Source organism: Peribacillus sp. GL_122 (assembly GCF_057835005.1).
This window is the reverse complement of record NZ_CM174415.1, coordinates 1,596,299-1,611,973: the sequence shown is the minus strand read 5'-3', so window position 1 is coordinate 1,611,973 and position 15,675 is coordinate 1,596,299. Positions and strand designations below refer to the sequence as shown.

Here is a 15,675-nt window from a genome sequence, read left to right as displayed (position 1 = left end):
AGCTTCCCGCGGTACCACCCTGGCTAGAAAGATTCACAAAGTGAATCCATCCTCTCGAGCATTCGTAACGTGAATGAAACGCTTCATTTACTTACTGCAAAAGCAGGTTCAACTCAGAACTCAAGGGTGATCTTCAATATCTTCGCTTATTCCGGGCTTTCACCATCCCCGGTTCGCTAAAAATAAGTGTGTGAAGAATTTACTTTCCCTGTCATCGTCTAATTTCATAATGAATAGTATTGTTAAAAAATTATATGCGAAAAAAGTGTTCAAAGTCAAGGAATCGTTTAAATTTCCTCTTCCACTCTCTCATTTAATTCTATTTCAGTCGCATCCACTTCATAATCCAGAAGATGATCCCAATCGTCATTGTCCAGCAAATCGAGCTGTGCACCGACAAGCATTTTGAAACGCGTCCGGAATACTTTGGATTGCTTTTTCAAATCCTCAATATCCATCGCTATTTTCCTTGCTTTCACGAGTGACTCATTGACGATCCTGTCCGCGTTTTTCTCTGCTTCCTTTATGATCAGTTTCGCTTCTTTTTGGGCATTGCGCCTTAATTCTTCAGCTGCTTCCTGAGCGACAATAATCGACTTGTTAAGTGTACCCTCAATTGTCGTAAAATGTCCCAAACGATCAAAAGTCTCGTTCAGTTTATCTTCAAGTTCTTTCTTCTCCCTCAAAATCAGTTCATAATCTTTAATGACCTGGTCGAGAAATTCATTAACTTCATCTTCATCATACCCACGAAATACTTTGTTAAATTCCTTGTTATGTATATCTATCGGGGTTAAGGGCATTACGGCACCTCCAGAACGGTTTCTACTCTAGTATGTTAAAACTCTATATTCGACAATAAATTTATAAATCCTGCTTTTTATTGAATTATTTTTGTCTGCCTAACGAGATTCTCCACTTATCCTTCTTGGTTTTCCCATCGATTGAAGCTATTTTACATCTGCCAAAACCTCTGATGGAAAGTGTATCACCTTCACGGCATTCTTCCGAGATGTTTTCCGTTTGCTTGAAATTCACCTTTACTTTACCTGACGTTATCAAGGCCTGCGTTTTTTGACGGGACATGTTCAGGACGGACGATAGCACACTGTCAAGCCTAAGAGAACTGACGGTGGTTACTTGCTCTTCCCATTTTTCTTTAACTTGGACGATATCCTCGATCGGAAGCCGTCTGATGGAAACAGAAGCATTACCTATTTTCTCCAGATTCCCTGTGAGATATGAATCCATCTCCTCGGCAGCTATAAACTGAGTATGCTCCTCCGTCACTATTATATCACCAAATTTTTCACGTTTTACCCCTAGTGACATCAAGGTTCCAAGTATTTGCCTATGTTCAAGCGTAACAAACTTTTTTGGATAGGAGATATCGTATAAGGAGATATTGAAATCCGATGATTCAGGAGAGTAATAATCAGGGTAAATGAGCACACGTTTTCGCTCTACGAAATCGCCCCCGCCATTGAATTGCAGTTTCGCATCCGGATCATTCCCCAATAAGGAAGTAAGGATTTCCTGCTGACGCGGATCAAGAAAATCAGATAGTTTCGGAGCGTAGGAATTTTTAACCTGATCGATCCAATTCATAGCCTGGTCAATAAAATCTTTTTCCTCCGGCCTGAAATGCTGATAAATACTCATGATTGAATAAATGCTCCTTAGTTATCAAATTAATGGACGATCATAAGTAGTTGATTAAACGGCTCTGCGTTGCTACTACACAGCGGAGAATCATCCGACTGTGTAGTAAGATCATGTCAGGTTAGTTGTTGATCATCCTATTAAAGTCTGTAAGTAATTGATTCCATAACCGCTGGCAAAATTAAGTACCAGCAAAGCCACAAGAGGTGAAAGATCGATCATGCCAAGTGGCGGGATGAACTTTCTGAACGGTTCTAAATACGGTTCGCAAATCTTTTCCAGAAATTGACCAATCGATGTCTCCCTTGCATTGGGGAACCATGACATCAATATGTAACCGATTAATGCCATTGAATAAATTTCAATTAAATAATATAAACCCTGAAGCACTAAACCCATTAACCATTACCACCTCGCTTCTTCGTACTCCTCTTCGGCGGCGAAGCCGGTAATATTACCGGAAACATCGACGTTGTCCGGGGTACATAAGAATATATCTGTTCCGATTTTTTGGATATCCCCGCTGATTGCATAAACAGTCCCACTTAGAAAATCAATGATTCGCTTTCCTTGGTCATGCTGGATTCGTTGAAGGTTCACGACTACAGCACGCCTGTTTTTTAAATGGTCAGCTACCTCCTGGGCTTCTGCATAAGCACGAGGCTCCAATAATACTACTTTAGAAGATTTCTGTACGCTTTGCAAACTTACGATATTCTGATTGGCATGATTCCCTGCAGAAGCGGACTGATGCTGTTTAGCTGACTTCACGACTTTTGGTTCAGCCTCCTCTTCTTCCATCATTTCATCCTTGTACTCATACTCATCATCCAGCGCGAAATAAGATTTAAATTTTGATACGAACGACATCTATAGGGTACCTCCTTAAAATTATTCGCCTACAAGTGCTGTACCAATCCTGATCATTGTAGCGCCTTCCTCAATGGCAATCATGAAATCATTGGACATCCCCATGGACAACTCAGTACAGGGGGCATGCTTCAACTCTAAATTTTGTATTTCAACCTGGATGCCTTTCAGTTTGCGGAAGCATTCCCGCAAAACCTGTTCATCATCGGTCAGTGGAGCCATTGTCATCAATCCTGCAACATTCACCTTATCAAACTTGGATAATCCTTTGATGAAATCCATCGTCTCCTCAGGACCCAGGCCATGTTTTGATTCCTCACCAGAAACATTCACCTGCACTAAACAGTTTATCGGCTCATTTGCACGTTTTTGAATTTCTTCTGCCAAAGAAATGCGATCCAATGAATGGATATACGAAATTTTATCGATGACATTCTTTACTTTGCGTGTTTGCATAGAACCGATATAATGCCAGTTGGGCTTGTCCTTCAGCACTTCATATTTAGTCAAAAGCCCTTCGTCACGGTTTTCACCCAAATCAAGTATTCCCGCTTCCAATGCTTCATTCGCTCTCTCGACCGAAACATATTTCGTCACTGCGATCAACTTTATCGCTTCACGGTCCCTTCCACTATTCTCACATGCTCTATTTATCTTTTCTTCGATGTTTTTTAAATTGTCCACTACTTTCACTGTTACTCTAAATCCTCCTTCCAACCGATAAAACTCATCAATCTGCCTGTCTTCCCGTTATCACGGCGATGTGAAAAAAACAATTCATGATCACAGCTTGTACAGTATGATGTAACGTCGATCTGACTTTTTGGAATTCCTGATTTTTGAAGAATCAATGCATTAAGTTGCTTAAGGTCTAACTGATATTGTCCTTCACTGATTAAATTATAGGGCTTTTCGTCAATATCTACCAGCATATTCTGCACTAAATCCATGACATAATCATCAACTACATAGCACTTCGAACAAATCGACGGTCCAATAACAGCAAATATCTCACTTGCTCTTATACCCTCACTCAGCCATGCCTCAACCATTTTTCGTGCAATTCCATTAACCGTACCCTTCCAGCCGGCATGTGCCACCCCAATCATACCATGTGCCGGAGCAAGAAAGTATAAGGGCACGCAGTCTGCATAGCAAAGGGTCAATAGAGCGTTTTGGTCCTTCGTATAGAATCCGTCAGTCGCTTTAAAGGCTGAATCATAATCCGTAGCACCTCTCCCGCCATCGCGGCTGGTAACTTGATGGATTTTCGTTTCATGTGTCTGCTCGGCGCCTATCCATTCATTAAGCGGAAACGTCAGCTTATCAGCTATAATCCTGCGGTTTCCCTGTACATCTTCAAGTTTATCACCGACATGAAAACCGGTATTCAATGTTTGAAAATCACCTGTACTGACTCCCCCATTTTTTGTGGTGAAGCCCGCTACGAGCTGGAGATTTTTTTGTCTCCAGCTGTCAATGAGCATATATTGGTCTTTTATTAAAACAAATGGCTCTTTCATGCTATAAACCTCTTTATTTTTAGTCTAGTGTATCATATATTTGTGCCACGCACCTTTAAAACCGTTCATCTTTCACTTCGGCTTGAAAAACAGTCTGATGCTCAACAAGTATGACATCTGCACCGATTTTTTTTATTTTACGCCATGGGATCACAATATCCTGTTCCCTGCCAAAAAAACCCATCAATCTAGTTCCATTTGAAACAATGATGGCCTCTATTTTCCCCGTGGCCGTATTGATTTCAAGATCTGACATATTACCTAATTTCTTACCATCCGCTATATTGACGATATCCTTAATTTGAAATTCGGAAATCCTGGTCACATCACTCAGCTCCTCAAAATTTCATCATAGATGAAGGTCCTATTCCTATGTATATGACATGATGCGCTCAAGGATGAAGAATACGATAAATAAACGTCCATTCGATCACGATCCCTTCCGGAAGGGATTTTCAACAAAATAAAAAAGCCGCTATGGATAAGTAGCTTTAAGCGGGTATTGACATTTTTGCCCTACCCGCTTAAAGCTAACTTTTTCTCATGCTCAGCTTCTACTGTTGGATATTTTTATTCATTTGTTTGATTGCCGCTTTTTCCAATCGGGAGACCTGTGCTTGTGAAATGCCGATTTCCTCGGCTACCTCCATTTGCGTCTTCCCTTGGAAAAACCGTTTGCGAAGGATCATTTTTTCCCGGTCATTCAACCGTCTCATGCCTTCATTTATAGCTATTTCATCAATCCAGGTACTATCTTTATTTTTTTCATCACTTAGTTGGTCGAGTACATAAATCGGATCCCCGCCATCATTATAAATCGGTTCAAAAAGTGAAACTGGATCTTGTATAGCATCTAGTGCAAAAACAATTTCTTCATGAGGTACTTCCAACACCTTGGCGATTTCTTCAGCTGTCGGCTCACGAAGGGTCTGGCTTATGAGCTTTTCTTTTACCTGCAAAGCTTTGTAAGCGATGTCTCTTAAAGAACGGGATACCCGAATCGGATTATTGTCACGAAGATATCTTCTGATTTCTCCAATAATCATCGGAACAGCATACGTTGAAAACTTAACATTTTGACCTAGGTCAAAGTTATCTATCGACTTCATCAACCCTATACAGCCTACCTGAAATAGATCATCTACATACTCTCCCCGATTGTTGAAGCGTTGAATGACGCTTAGAACGAGTCGAAGATTCCCGTTTACCAGTTTCTCTCTTGCTGAAATATCGCCATCTTGCAGTTCTTTAAAGAGTTTTCTCATTTCTTCATTCTTTAAAACCGGTAATTTTGATGTATCCACACCGCAGATTTCAACCTTATTACGAGACAAAATTATTCCCTCCTCACAGGAGCGCTGTACAAAAAACAGTATTTCCGCGGGAGGAAAAAATATGCACATGGCTAGAACAGAAAATCCCCATTATTTTTCAATATAGCTACCAAAGTATTGATTTGATTGACATTTAAGCACTTTATTTTTTTACACCATTTTATTAAATTCTTTACGAAGCCTCTTAATAATCCTTTTTTCCAAACGTGAAATGTAAGATTGGGAAATCCCCAGCATGTCGGCAACGTCCTTTTGGGTTTTTTCTTCTCCGCCTGCAAGCCCAAAACGGAGTTCCATTATCTGTTTTTCACGTTCGGATAACTGTGTAAGTGCTTTTGTCAGCAGCTTACGGTCAACATTTGCCTCAAGGTCTTTCGTGATAATGTCATCGTCCGTTCCAAGTACATCGGATAACAGAAGTTCATTTCCATCCCAATCAATATTCAGGGGTTCATCAAAAGAAACTTCAGAACGGATTTTGTTATTTCTGCGTAAATACATTAATATTTCATTCTCGATGCATCTCGAAGCATATGTAGCGAGTTTTATTTTCTTCTCAGGATTGAATGTATTCACAGCTTTGATCAAACCTATGGTTCCAATGCTGATTAAATCCTCAATATTGATGCCAGTATTTTCGAATTTCCTGGCAATATAAACCACCAGCCTTAAATTACGTTCAATCAAGATCGAGCGTGCAGCTTCATCACCATTCGGTAATTTATTGATCAGTATTGCCTCTTCTTCCTTCGAAAGGGGCGGGGGCAGTGCCTCACTCCCTCCTATATAAAATATTTCGTCCGTTTTCAATCCGAGCTTGAACAATAGTTTGTACCAAAAATAAGTGAGCCGAAGAATGAATTTCTTCAAAATAATTCTCCCTTCTAATAAACGGATTATGGGTCAAATTAAAGAGTGAATTGATGGTTCAGGAGGCATTTTGCACCGGTATCCCGGTTAACATTTTCGGGTGAACGATAGATTGATAGCTATTGTCGGGAGAGAGTTGCTGAAAGGTAAACGAAACGAGACCCTGCTTGACATGAAATTCTTTTTCTCCTTGAATGATTTTAATGTAATCCGGTTTGATTGCGGTTAACAGCTGATGTTCATGGCCCACGACTTTATAAGGGATGACACGCATTCTTCCTGTCCATGAATATTCGGGCTGCGTTTCCTGACTAATCAGGTTATCAGGATTTTTAAAGAGTTCTAGCATATCGTCCGGAATTCCTGTTTCCCCTCCTGAAAGAGAGATGATCATGACTGGGGAGCGTGTAATCGGATCATATAGTTGATTGCCGCTATCCACCAATCCATGAAATTCCCCTTCAAAGTCAGAGATTTTAACCGAGACCGAAACCATTTGTTCATGTGTAAGCTTGGTCATCTCCATCCCTTCTAGTGTTCGCTTGGAAAATTGCCATGCGAGCGGGAACCCGATCATTACGAATATCCAGCTGACAGGGTCGCCAAAACGGTTGATTCCTGCATATTGACCAGGGTCCTTGGACACGATTTGGAATTCAAATAAGTAGTGAAGTCCCAGAAGGATTCCTCCCGATAAAAACGTCACGAAATATAAAGTGGCCACCGATTTCATGAAAAGTTTCAACCTATTAAACCCAAAGGTTGCCAGCACCATGACAAGGGATACTAAAATCTTCATGTACACTCGGTCGGCAATTGCATAAAAAGGAGTGAATGCCAATACGATAATGAAGGAACCAATCAACCCGCCGATGCATACCCGCCAAAGAGCTACCCTTCGTTTAAGAATGATTGCGGTCCAATATAAAAGGAGGCAGTCAAATAACCAATTCAACAACCAGATCACATCTAAATATAAAGTCAAACACCCTCCCCTCCTTTTATTAACAAACCTTCCACTAGCAAAAAGTATAGCGTACCTGCCCTTAGAAAGTGTGTCACTTTTTGTACTGAAAACTTAAGAGTTTTTCAGTCATTTTTACCCTTTTTGTAGAAAAACAGCCATTGATATTTTCAATACCGTCTTAGAGACTATCCTGCTCCCTTTTACTTCTGTCGATTTATGTTATAAAAGTTTAATAATTTATCATTTCCCTCCAGAAGACTCCCTCTTCAAGCGTGTGAAGGGCGAGAGTCCAACGGTAAGGGGAGATGAATGGCGGTTGGCATAATCCAAAGTAATCTTTTGACAAACATACGTTCCCTGAATGATAATAACTATAAAGGGGTGAACCAATGGTCGTAAACAAGGCTTATAAATTTCGAATCTATCCAACGAAAGAACAACTAGTTCTCATCAATAAAACGATCGGCTGCTCCCGTTTTGTCTATAACTTCTTTTTAGGCAAGCAAAATGAGAAAGATGCCTACTGGTATATCTGTGAAGAAATGAAGCAAAACGGCCAATTACCCTCTAATGAATGGAAAGGTTCTTTTCTGAATAAATACGCAACAATCAAAGAACTTCCAGCTTTAAAGAAAGAGTATTCTTTCCTAAAAGAAGTAGACAGTATAGCCTTACAGAAATCAGTAGAAAATTTAGCAGATTCCTATAGTCGATATTATAAAAAACAAAACAAGTCTCCACGCTTCAAATCGAAAAAGAATCCGGTCCAATCCTACACGACTAAACATACGAATGGAAATATCGGAATGTTTGGAAACCAAATTAAATTGCCAAAACTCGGTTTAGTTCGTTTTGCTAAAAGCCGCGAGGTCGAAGGGCGAATCATCAATGCCACAATCAGGCGGAACCCTTCGGGTAAATATTTCATTTCTGTTTTAGCGGAAACCAATGTACAAGTACGTCCTAAAACGAATCGTTCGTGCGGTGTAGATGTTGGTTTGAAGAATTTTGCCATTCTTTCAGATGGTACGGTTTATCAAAACCCAAAGTTCTTCGGAACGGTCGAAAAAAAATTGGCCAAAGCACAACGAATTCTTTCAAGGCGACAAGAAATAGCCTTGAATCAAAATAAACCATTGGCTGAAGCCAAAAATTATCAAAAACAAAAAAGAAAAGTGGCCATCCTACACGAAAAAATTTCAAATGCCCGAATGGATTACTTACATAAAGTCTCAACCGAAATCATCAAAAACCACGATGTTATTGGAATGGAAGACTTGCAAGTGTCCAATATGATGAAAGATCACAAACTAGCTAAAGCGATTAGTGAAGTATCTTGGTACCAATTCAAACAAATGTTGGAATACAAAGCAAAATGGTATGGTAAACAAATCGTGTCCGTATCTAAAACGTTTGCTTCTAGCCAACTGTGTTCTAGCTGCGGGTACCAAAATAAAGACGTTAAACATCTTAATCTTCGTGAATGGGATTGTCCTTCTTGTTCTACTCACCACGATCGAGATATTAACGCAGGACTCAATCTAATGAACGAAGCCATAAGGCTTCTAACCGTAGGAACTTCGGGGATAGCCTAATTAAAATTTGGCCAATAGGCTAATGTTCTTAGGAATCCCCCACTTCAATCAGACCGTAAGGTCGGTAAGCGGCGGGTAGTTCAATGCTCTCTCATCTTTTCACATTAATGAATGAAAGTGAACAAATGATGGGGACTCCCTTCTGCCAAGGCATTCCACCCAGTACAATTCCGTCTTCCAGCTCACAGGACATCCAGAAAAGATCATGGATCCAATAATGCAGATTTCATTTATCACTTCGGTCCGAGTGATAAAGCTCGAGAAACGCCCCATTATTATAAGGTCAATTGACACCAATTGCTTTTAAGAGTTCACATTATTAACGACAAAAAACCGTCCCCAAATGGGAACGGCATATGACGTCGGTATTAACGGCGTCTATTACGGTTACGGAGGAAGGTTGGAATATCCAGGGCCTCATCACCTTGATTGGCATTACGTGCAGGCTGTTCATTGACTTCTTCTCTCTTCACTTCACGCTTCACGTTTGGCTGTGGCGTTTGTTGTGTCTGAGGTCTTGATTGCTGCTGTTGTCCGAGTGTTGGACGTCCCGTAGGCCGTATTGAAGCTTCAACCTCGTTAAAGCCTGTTGCAATTACCGTAACGACGATTTCATCTTTAAGGTTTTCATTGATAACAGAACCAAAAATCATGTTGACGTCTTGATCGGATGCAGTAGCCACGATATCGGCCGCTTCCTGGACTTCAAAAAGACTTAGGTTCGTGCCACCTGTAATATTCATCAGTACGCCTTGGGCACCATCAATCGATGTTTCAAGCAACGGACTGGAAATGGCTTTTTTCGCCGCTTCCGCCGCACGGTTTTCCCCTGAGGAAATCCCGATTCCCATAAGTGCGGAACCTTTGTTGGACATGATTGTCTTCACATCGGCAAAGTCCAAGTTAATAAGACCTGGAACAGCAATTAAATCTGAAATCCCTTGTACACCTTGACGAAGTACATTATCGGCTTCACGGAATGCTTCAAGCATCGGCGTGCTTTTATCGACGATTTCAAGGAGGCGGTCGTTCGGAATGACGATCAGTGTGTCAACCGATTCCTTCATGGATGAAATGCCGCCTTGTGCCTGTGTTGCACGTTTTCGGCCTTCGAAAGTAAATGGACGTGTAACTACACCCACTGTAAGAGCCCCTAGATCTTTAGCGATGCCCGCTATGACAGGAGCAGCCCCTGTTCCTGTACCGCCGCCCATTCCAGCAGTTACGAAAACCATATCGGCACCTTTAAGCGCTTCTTCAATCTGCTCTTTGCTTTCTTCAGCAGCTTTTTTTCCTACCTCGGGATTGGCACCTGCTCCCAAACCACGAGTAAGCTTTCCACCGATTTGCATTTTGATTTCTGCTTTTGATAGATTAAGAGCCTGTGCGTCAGTATTGACAGAAATAAACTCAACACCCTGTACACCATGCTCGATCATTCTGTTTACCGCATTGTTTCCGCCGCCGCCAACACCTATTACTTTTATCGTTGCTAATTGTTCTAGATTAGAATCAAACTCCAACATGACAATCCTCCTATTTTGACGAAATTCCCGATTCTTAATGATTGTTATTCAAAAAAGTAACCCAGGATTTTTTTGAATTTAGATTCACCTTTTTCACCTTGTTTTTTAGCCGTGTTCTCTTTGTTTTTCTGAGAAACCTTCTGGCTGCGCTGGTCGTTATCTTCTTGAGCTTGTCCAGCTGCTACAGGAGTTTTATTAGCGGTGTTTTTTTGCATTCTCTCTTTCTTGCATGCGTGTTTAATCAAACCAACAGCTGTCGTGTATTGGGGCTCCCTGACACCGATGTAATTCGGTTCAGCTGTCCTTACTCGGTTTTGGAACACATATTGAGCTAGCTCCAGGACTCCCGGCATCTTGACGACGCCCCCGGTCAACACGAAACCACCCGGTATATCCTGGAAGCCAAGTCTCTTCAAATCATCTTGAATCAACTCGAATATTTCGGTCACCCGCGCTTCAATGATATCCGAAAGCATTAACTGGTTGCAGGTCTGTTGCTGATCGCTGCCGATGATCGGTATTTGGAATACTTCATCTTCAGACGCGTCATCATAAAAGGCATGTCCATGCTTTACTTTTATTTTCTCAGCTTCCTCCATCGTTGTCCTTAGAACGATGGAAAGGTCCTTCGTAAGTGTTTCCCCGCCTATAGGTATCACAGACGTATATTGTAAATAGCCTTGTTCGAAAATTGCCAGAGTCGTGGAACCACCGCCAATATCGACAAGTGCCACACCAAGTTCTTTTTCATCCTTGGATAAAACAAGGGAACCTGCGGCTAACGGCTGAAGCGCGATATCGGTTATTTCCAACCCTGCCCTTTCCACACAGCGCAGTGTGTTATGTAAAATTGTCCGAAGACCTGTGATTAAAATCCCTCTCATTTCCAACCGGACACCTATCATGCCCCTTGGATCACTGATTTCATCAAGTTCATCAACTTTGTAGTGAATCGGCACCACGTCGATGATTTCCCTGTCGGATGGTATCGTTATTAACTCCGCTGCTTCCCTAACACGGAAAACGTCATGCTCGGTAATTTCTTTATTGTCACTGGATACCGCTACTACCCCATGGCATGGCTGAAGCGTCACGTGATTTCCGCTTATGCCGACGATTACATTCTTTATCTCCATCCCTATCATCCGTTCTGCTTGCTCTATAGCCTTTTGAATGGATTGGACGGTTTCATCTATACCGACGATCGAACCCTTTTTGAGCCCTTCTGATTTAACATTTCCTACGCCGATTATATTTAATGTGTCATTGACCATTTCCCCAATGATAACTTTTACACTGGATGTACCGATGTCAAGACTTACGTATATTTCGTTGCTGTTCATTCCATGGCACCTCCTTCAGTTTTATACATGTATTAGTAGAATAACATTTTTATATCGAAGACTTATACATTATAGAATAACAGAACTGATTACAACAACTCGCGAATTTCATAGAAATGCGGTTCATTTAGTATTTCCCGAACAAAACTCGTAGATTTCCCACCTTATGGTGCTTATTGTTCGCTTCTCAACGAGACTGATACACTTAATAAACTAGATACTGCCATAAACTATTCGTCATTTATAACTTAATTCCCTTTAAAATTATAGATTTTTTTTCTGCTTTTTCCGGGAAATGGACCATTTTTCAATTAGGATCCTTCTAATCAGGGCGATATTTTGAAAGAGCCTTACACCGAACACAAAGATTGCGGCTAAATATAAGTCTACACCAAGATGTACACCTAGAAAAGCCAAACCTGCGGCTAAAACAATATTAAAGAAGAATCCTGTTACAAATACAACTTCATCATAAAGATTTTGCAAATGGGCCCGTATGCCCCCAAATAAGGTATCAAAAGCAGCAAGCACAGCAATGGAAAGATAATTTGAATATTCATGTGGAATATCAAAATCCACCAAAAAACCAAGGGTGATTCCAATCAATAGTCCAAAAACTGGAAGCCACATTACGATTCACCCCCATCCATAATGGGTTCCATATGTTCCACATTAATAGCATTTTGGTAAGCCGGCAATGTCAACTCACCGGAAGGCACATTGATCTGCACTTCAAAATTATCTATAAAGAAATCATCCATAAGTTCGGAACCTTCAATGCGTTGCTTCAGTTTCTTTGGATTAACGGTTATTGCCTGTATTTCGACCGGGTAATGAACAAGAGGATACCCGTCCATTTTCGGCTGCCCATTAATATCACGAATAACCGATGTTGATATATACCTTTGTCCTGAAATGGAAATTTCGTCAGCGCCATACCTATACATTTCATTAATGAGCCGAATGATCAAAACAGGTGAAATATACTCGACCCTCTCACCAAGAAGGAGATCTGCTTTGATAGGCTGTATAGATACGATGACCCCATTACCTTTAATTTCGGTCAAACCTGCATCTGTCTTTAATTCGGTCAGGGTGTCACGCAATACTTCTTCTTTACTCTCATTTTTCTTTGTTTCATAGGATGCTATTTTTCCCTCAAGCTTCCCTATACCCTCTATTAGATCCGCCTGGGTCTGCTGTTCTTTCAATAAATCATTTTTCAGCTCCCACATATCCCTTGTATCGGAAACGACAGGCTGATTCACCAAATTGAATTGAATAGCGAGCATGAAGCCAGCAATCAACGTAACCAAACTAAAAGAAAGCTTTTTTTTCATTTCCAGTTTCTCACCAATCTTTCATCGAATCCGGCGGTCTGATCACCCTCCAATAATTGGATCAAAAATGATATTCTTTTGTTTTTCCACTGTAAAGATAATATTCTCATTAACCAGCTGTTCCTTGATGCCACCGGGTAAGTCCAGTGAAGCACCCAGGACATCCGGGTCCCCAATCGCAGATATGATGAAGGGAGCAGGATGCTGATGGCCATCGATTGTAATCACAGGCCCATTACAGATTATGTATGAATCATGATTTAACCTTTGACCGTTAATCGCAACAGCCTCTGCACCTGATATGTATAGTTCATTGACGACCTTGAAGACATGCTGTTCATGGACGAGGTAATTATTAACATTGGCTTCTGAATCCATATCCGTACCATCTTCAAGCGTCACCTGCAGGCCTGAGCCTTTCACTTTCACTTTCCCGAGAAACATACGGTATTTTTCCGTATCCTTTGCCAAATTGAAAAAAAGCTGCTTTTCCTGCGCTAAGTCTTTTTCTATTTGGGATACATTTTCTTGCTTCTGAAGGAGTTCCTTCTGAAGTTCCCGGTTCTGCTTCTCCTGTTCGATCAGCTTCTGCCTCAGCTCATATTCCTGATCCCAGGCTTTGTCCTTCCCTGCACCTTCACCTTCTTTGGTCAGATTGTAAGAGAAGGCTATCATGAATCCGAGCACCACGCAAACCAGGGGTAAAACCACCCGCTTGCCATTAATTTTCCTCATTAGTGTCTTCCTTTTGATCAGCGTCTTCATATGCCTTAAAATAAGAACCCACTTCCAGATCGATGACTCCCTTTACATTTGGATCCAACTGGCTGACAATTGATGGATAGTGAATCATTTTCTCGTATAAAGTCCGGCTTGTCGCACTTACTTCAAACCCATCGTTCATATACATGACGATATGGTAGACATCAGTTTTGGTTGGAGCGTAATGAATTTCTGAAATGGCATTCTGAATCTCGATTGGAAGCTTGTCCAGCTCTTCTAAAAGCAACTTTAATGCTTTACCCTCTTTGAAACCAATTAAAACAGGGGCAAATACTGGAATTTCGCCTGTTGCCAACTCCTCTAAAACGGACCCGTTTTCCAAAATGGGTGCAAACTTCCCATTATTGGACAGATATGCCATCCTATTATGTTCCGAAACCGTAATTTTAATGGAATTAGGAAATATCGGTGTCACCTTAACGCTTTTTATTTCTTGATTTTTTTTGATATTGGCTGCAGCTTCCCCTGTATCAACCTTCCAGATGCTTCGATCCTTCTTCACCTTACTCAATTTAATGATCTGTTTGGAAGTAATATAACGATTCCCCTCTACCTGCACGGATTTCACATAGCTTAACGGAGATAAGAAATATAGCACACAAGCAACCAGAATGAAGAAAAGGGAAAGCAAAAGAACAAGCCGCCTGTTTGCTTTGCTTTTTCTTAATTGTTTTAATTTCGGGATGCGGTCCTCAATGGAAACGATTTTCCCCTTTTCCATCCCCTTCACCTCTTCCTGAAAAAATGGATGGTTCTTGACAGTGCGAAATCAAGACAAACTCTATATTTGGTTATTAACAAACTTTAAAAGGTAACACATTATATCACAATATTTGGATATTATGAATCCTATTATTTTCTGCCGATAATTTCCACTTCTGTTTCCATTTCAACTTCAAATTTATCATACACAGTATCCTTCACATGCTGTATCAACGCTTGAACATCCGCTGCACTTCCATTACCTGTGTTAACGATAAAGTTCCCGTGCATCGGTGAAATCTGAGCTCCGCCAATAGAATGTCCCTTCAGGCCTGCATTCTCGACCAATTTACCAGCATGGAGTGGAAGTGGATTCCTAAATATGCTCCCGGCACATGGAAGATTATACGGCTGGGTATCTTTACGATAATTCTTGTTATTCTGCATTCTTTCAACGATTTCGGTTTTATCACCCTCTGTCAATTGAAAAATTGCTTCCAGTACGATACCAGGTCTTTTCTTCTGAAGCAGAGAAGTTCGATAAGAAAACTCCATTTCTTCTTTCGAAAGCCAAGCCAGGGTTCCATCTTCAAAAAGAACATGTGCCTCCTTGAGAATTTCACTCATATCTGAACCGTGTGCACCAGCGTTCATATAGACTGCTCCGCCGACGGAACCAGGAATCCCACTGGCAAATTCCAATCCTGCATATCCTTTTTTACTGATTTGTACGGACAGGCTGACAAGTGATACCCCAGCTCCTGCTTTTATCTCCGGCCCATTTATCTCGAGATGATCAAGTCCTTTACCCAATTTAAGCACGGCACCTTCAATTCCGCCATCACTCACAAGTAGGTTAGAGCCCCTGCCGATCACCGTCCATGGAATCCCATTTTCTTTGATGACCTTCATTGTTTTTTCTATATTCTCAATGGATAAAGGCACGATGAATAAATCTGCCGGCCCCCCAATTTTCATAGTTGTATGATTTGCAAGCGGTTCCTGTTCAAGAACTTTGCCGATTTTCATTTCAGTTAATTGCTTTATCACATTATCCATGATAAACCTCCTTGTTGTTCCAAAAATTCCAGGTTATAATTTTCATTTCCTCTTCCATGAGGTCACTTATATTACAAGTTTAATAACGCCTTTTTAGCAGA

At 41.0% G+C, this 15,675-nt stretch carries 18 protein-coding genes; 1 reads left to right on the top strand and 17 read right to left on the bottom strand.

Features of this window, described 5'->3' with window-relative positions; genetic code table 11:
• Positions 1-287 precede the first annotated feature (287 nt).
• From AC3ISB_RS07885 to spoIIGA, 10 genes are all read right to left on the bottom strand, one after another.
• On the bottom strand, positions 288-803 hold the full coding sequence (locus tag AC3ISB_RS07885; protein ID WP_034313857.1) for a DivIVA domain-containing protein: 516 nt from the start codon (positions 801-803) through the stop codon (positions 288-290).
• An 85-nt stretch (positions 804-888) separates the two neighbouring features.
• The gene (locus tag AC3ISB_RS07880) at positions 889-1,662 is read right to left on the bottom strand and encodes a YlmH family RNA-binding protein (protein WP_489275976.1); all 774 of its coding nucleotides are present in this window, start codon (positions 1,660-1,662) and stop codon (positions 889-891) included.
• A gap of 132 nt (positions 1,663-1,794) precedes the next feature.
• The gene (locus AC3ISB_RS07875; protein ID WP_063596305.1) at positions 1,795-2,061 is read right to left on the bottom strand and encodes a YggT family protein; all 267 of its coding nucleotides are present in this window, start codon (positions 2,059-2,061) and stop codon (positions 1,795-1,797) included.
• Positions 2,062-2,067: 6 nt separating this feature from the next.
• The gene (locus AC3ISB_RS07870; RefSeq protein WP_063596306.1) at positions 2,068-2,532 is read right to left on the bottom strand and encodes a cell division protein SepF; all 465 of its coding nucleotides are present in this window, start codon (positions 2,530-2,532) and stop codon (positions 2,068-2,070) included.
• Positions 2,533-2,553: 21 nt separating this feature from the next.
• Entirely contained in the window at positions 2,554-3,225 is a 672-nt protein-coding gene (locus tag AC3ISB_RS07865) for a YggS family pyridoxal phosphate-dependent enzyme (RefSeq protein ID WP_063596307.1), read from the bottom strand.
• A gap of 2 nt (positions 3,226-3,227) precedes the next feature.
• The gene (pgeF, locus tag AC3ISB_RS07860) at positions 3,228-4,055 is read right to left on the bottom strand and encodes a peptidoglycan editing factor PgeF (RefSeq protein WP_141992213.1); all 828 of its coding nucleotides are present in this window, start codon (positions 4,053-4,055) and stop codon (positions 3,228-3,230) included.
• 55 nt (positions 4,056-4,110) lie between these two features.
• Positions 4,111-4,380 carry a YlmC/YmxH family sporulation protein gene (locus tag AC3ISB_RS07855; RefSeq protein ID WP_076366653.1) on the bottom strand — a complete coding sequence of 90 codons (270 nt, stop codon included), beginning with the start codon at positions 4,378-4,380 and terminating at the stop codon, positions 4,111-4,113.
• 229 nt (positions 4,381-4,609) lie between these two features.
• Positions 4,610-5,389 (bottom strand): RNA polymerase sporulation sigma factor SigG, encoded by a 780-nt coding sequence (gene sigG / locus AC3ISB_RS07850; protein WP_034313871.1) that lies wholly within the window; start codon positions 5,387-5,389, stop codon positions 4,610-4,612.
• Positions 5,390-5,539: 150 nt separating this feature from the next.
• Positions 5,540-6,259 (bottom strand): RNA polymerase sporulation sigma factor SigE, encoded by a 720-nt coding sequence (sigE, locus tag AC3ISB_RS07845; protein ID WP_034313874.1) that lies wholly within the window; start codon positions 6,257-6,259, stop codon positions 5,540-5,542.
• A gap of 58 nt (positions 6,260-6,317) precedes the next feature.
• Positions 6,318-7,244: a sigma-E processing peptidase SpoIIGA gene (gene spoIIGA, locus AC3ISB_RS07840; RefSeq protein ID WP_098371074.1), complete on the bottom strand. Its 927-nt coding sequence runs from the start codon at positions 7,242-7,244 to the stop codon at positions 6,318-6,320.
• Between the two features lie 371 nt (positions 7,245-7,615).
• Between spoIIGA and tnpB the strand changes: the two genes are divergently transcribed.
• On the top strand, positions 7,616-8,821 hold the full coding sequence (gene tnpB, locus AC3ISB_RS07835) for an IS200/IS605 family element RNA-guided endonuclease TnpB (RefSeq protein ID WP_141992214.1): 1,206 nt from the start codon (positions 7,616-7,618) through the stop codon (positions 8,819-8,821).
• Between the two features lie 368 nt (positions 8,822-9,189).
• Here the strand turns inward: tnpB and ftsZ are convergent, their stop codons facing one another.
• The 7 genes from ftsZ to murB all read right to left on the bottom strand — a co-directional run bounded on the left by ftsZ (position 9,190) and on the right by murB (position 15,574).
• Positions 9,190-10,347 carry a cell division protein FtsZ gene (ftsZ, locus tag AC3ISB_RS07830; protein WP_098371076.1) on the bottom strand — a complete coding sequence of 386 codons (1,158 nt, stop codon included), beginning with the start codon at positions 10,345-10,347 and terminating at the stop codon, positions 9,190-9,192.
• A 44-nt stretch (positions 10,348-10,391) separates the two neighbouring features.
• Positions 10,392-11,690, bottom strand: a complete 1,299-nt coding sequence (ftsA, locus tag AC3ISB_RS07825; protein ID WP_098371077.1) for a cell division protein FtsA — start codon at positions 11,688-11,690, stop codon at positions 10,392-10,394.
• Positions 11,691-11,954: 264 nt separating this feature from the next.
• Positions 11,955-12,320, bottom strand: coding sequence for a small basic family protein (locus tag AC3ISB_RS07820; RefSeq protein ID WP_098371078.1), 366 nt, complete (start codon positions 12,318-12,320; stop codon positions 11,955-11,957).
• Entirely contained in the window at positions 12,320-13,030 is a 711-nt protein-coding gene (locus AC3ISB_RS07815; protein WP_098371079.1) for a DUF881 domain-containing protein, read from the bottom strand. Before AC3ISB_RS07815 ends, AC3ISB_RS07820 begins: the two co-directional genes overlap by 1 nt.
• A gap of 42 nt (positions 13,031-13,072) precedes the next feature.
• Positions 13,073-13,765 (bottom strand): DUF881 domain-containing protein, encoded by a 693-nt coding sequence (locus tag AC3ISB_RS07810; RefSeq protein ID WP_098371080.1) that lies wholly within the window; start codon positions 13,763-13,765, stop codon positions 13,073-13,075.
• A complete protein-coding gene (locus tag AC3ISB_RS07805) occupies positions 13,752-14,534 on the bottom strand; it encodes a cell division protein FtsQ/DivIB (RefSeq protein ID WP_098371081.1) in 783 nt (260 codons plus the stop codon). Before AC3ISB_RS07805 ends, AC3ISB_RS07810 begins: the two co-directional genes overlap by 14 nt.
• Before the next feature lie 131 nt (positions 14,535-14,665).
• Positions 14,666-15,574 carry a UDP-N-acetylmuramate dehydrogenase gene (gene murB, locus AC3ISB_RS07800; protein WP_489275972.1) on the bottom strand — a complete coding sequence of 303 codons (909 nt, stop codon included), beginning with the start codon at positions 15,572-15,574 and terminating at the stop codon, positions 14,666-14,668.
• Positions 15,575-15,675: the final 101 nt, after the last annotated feature.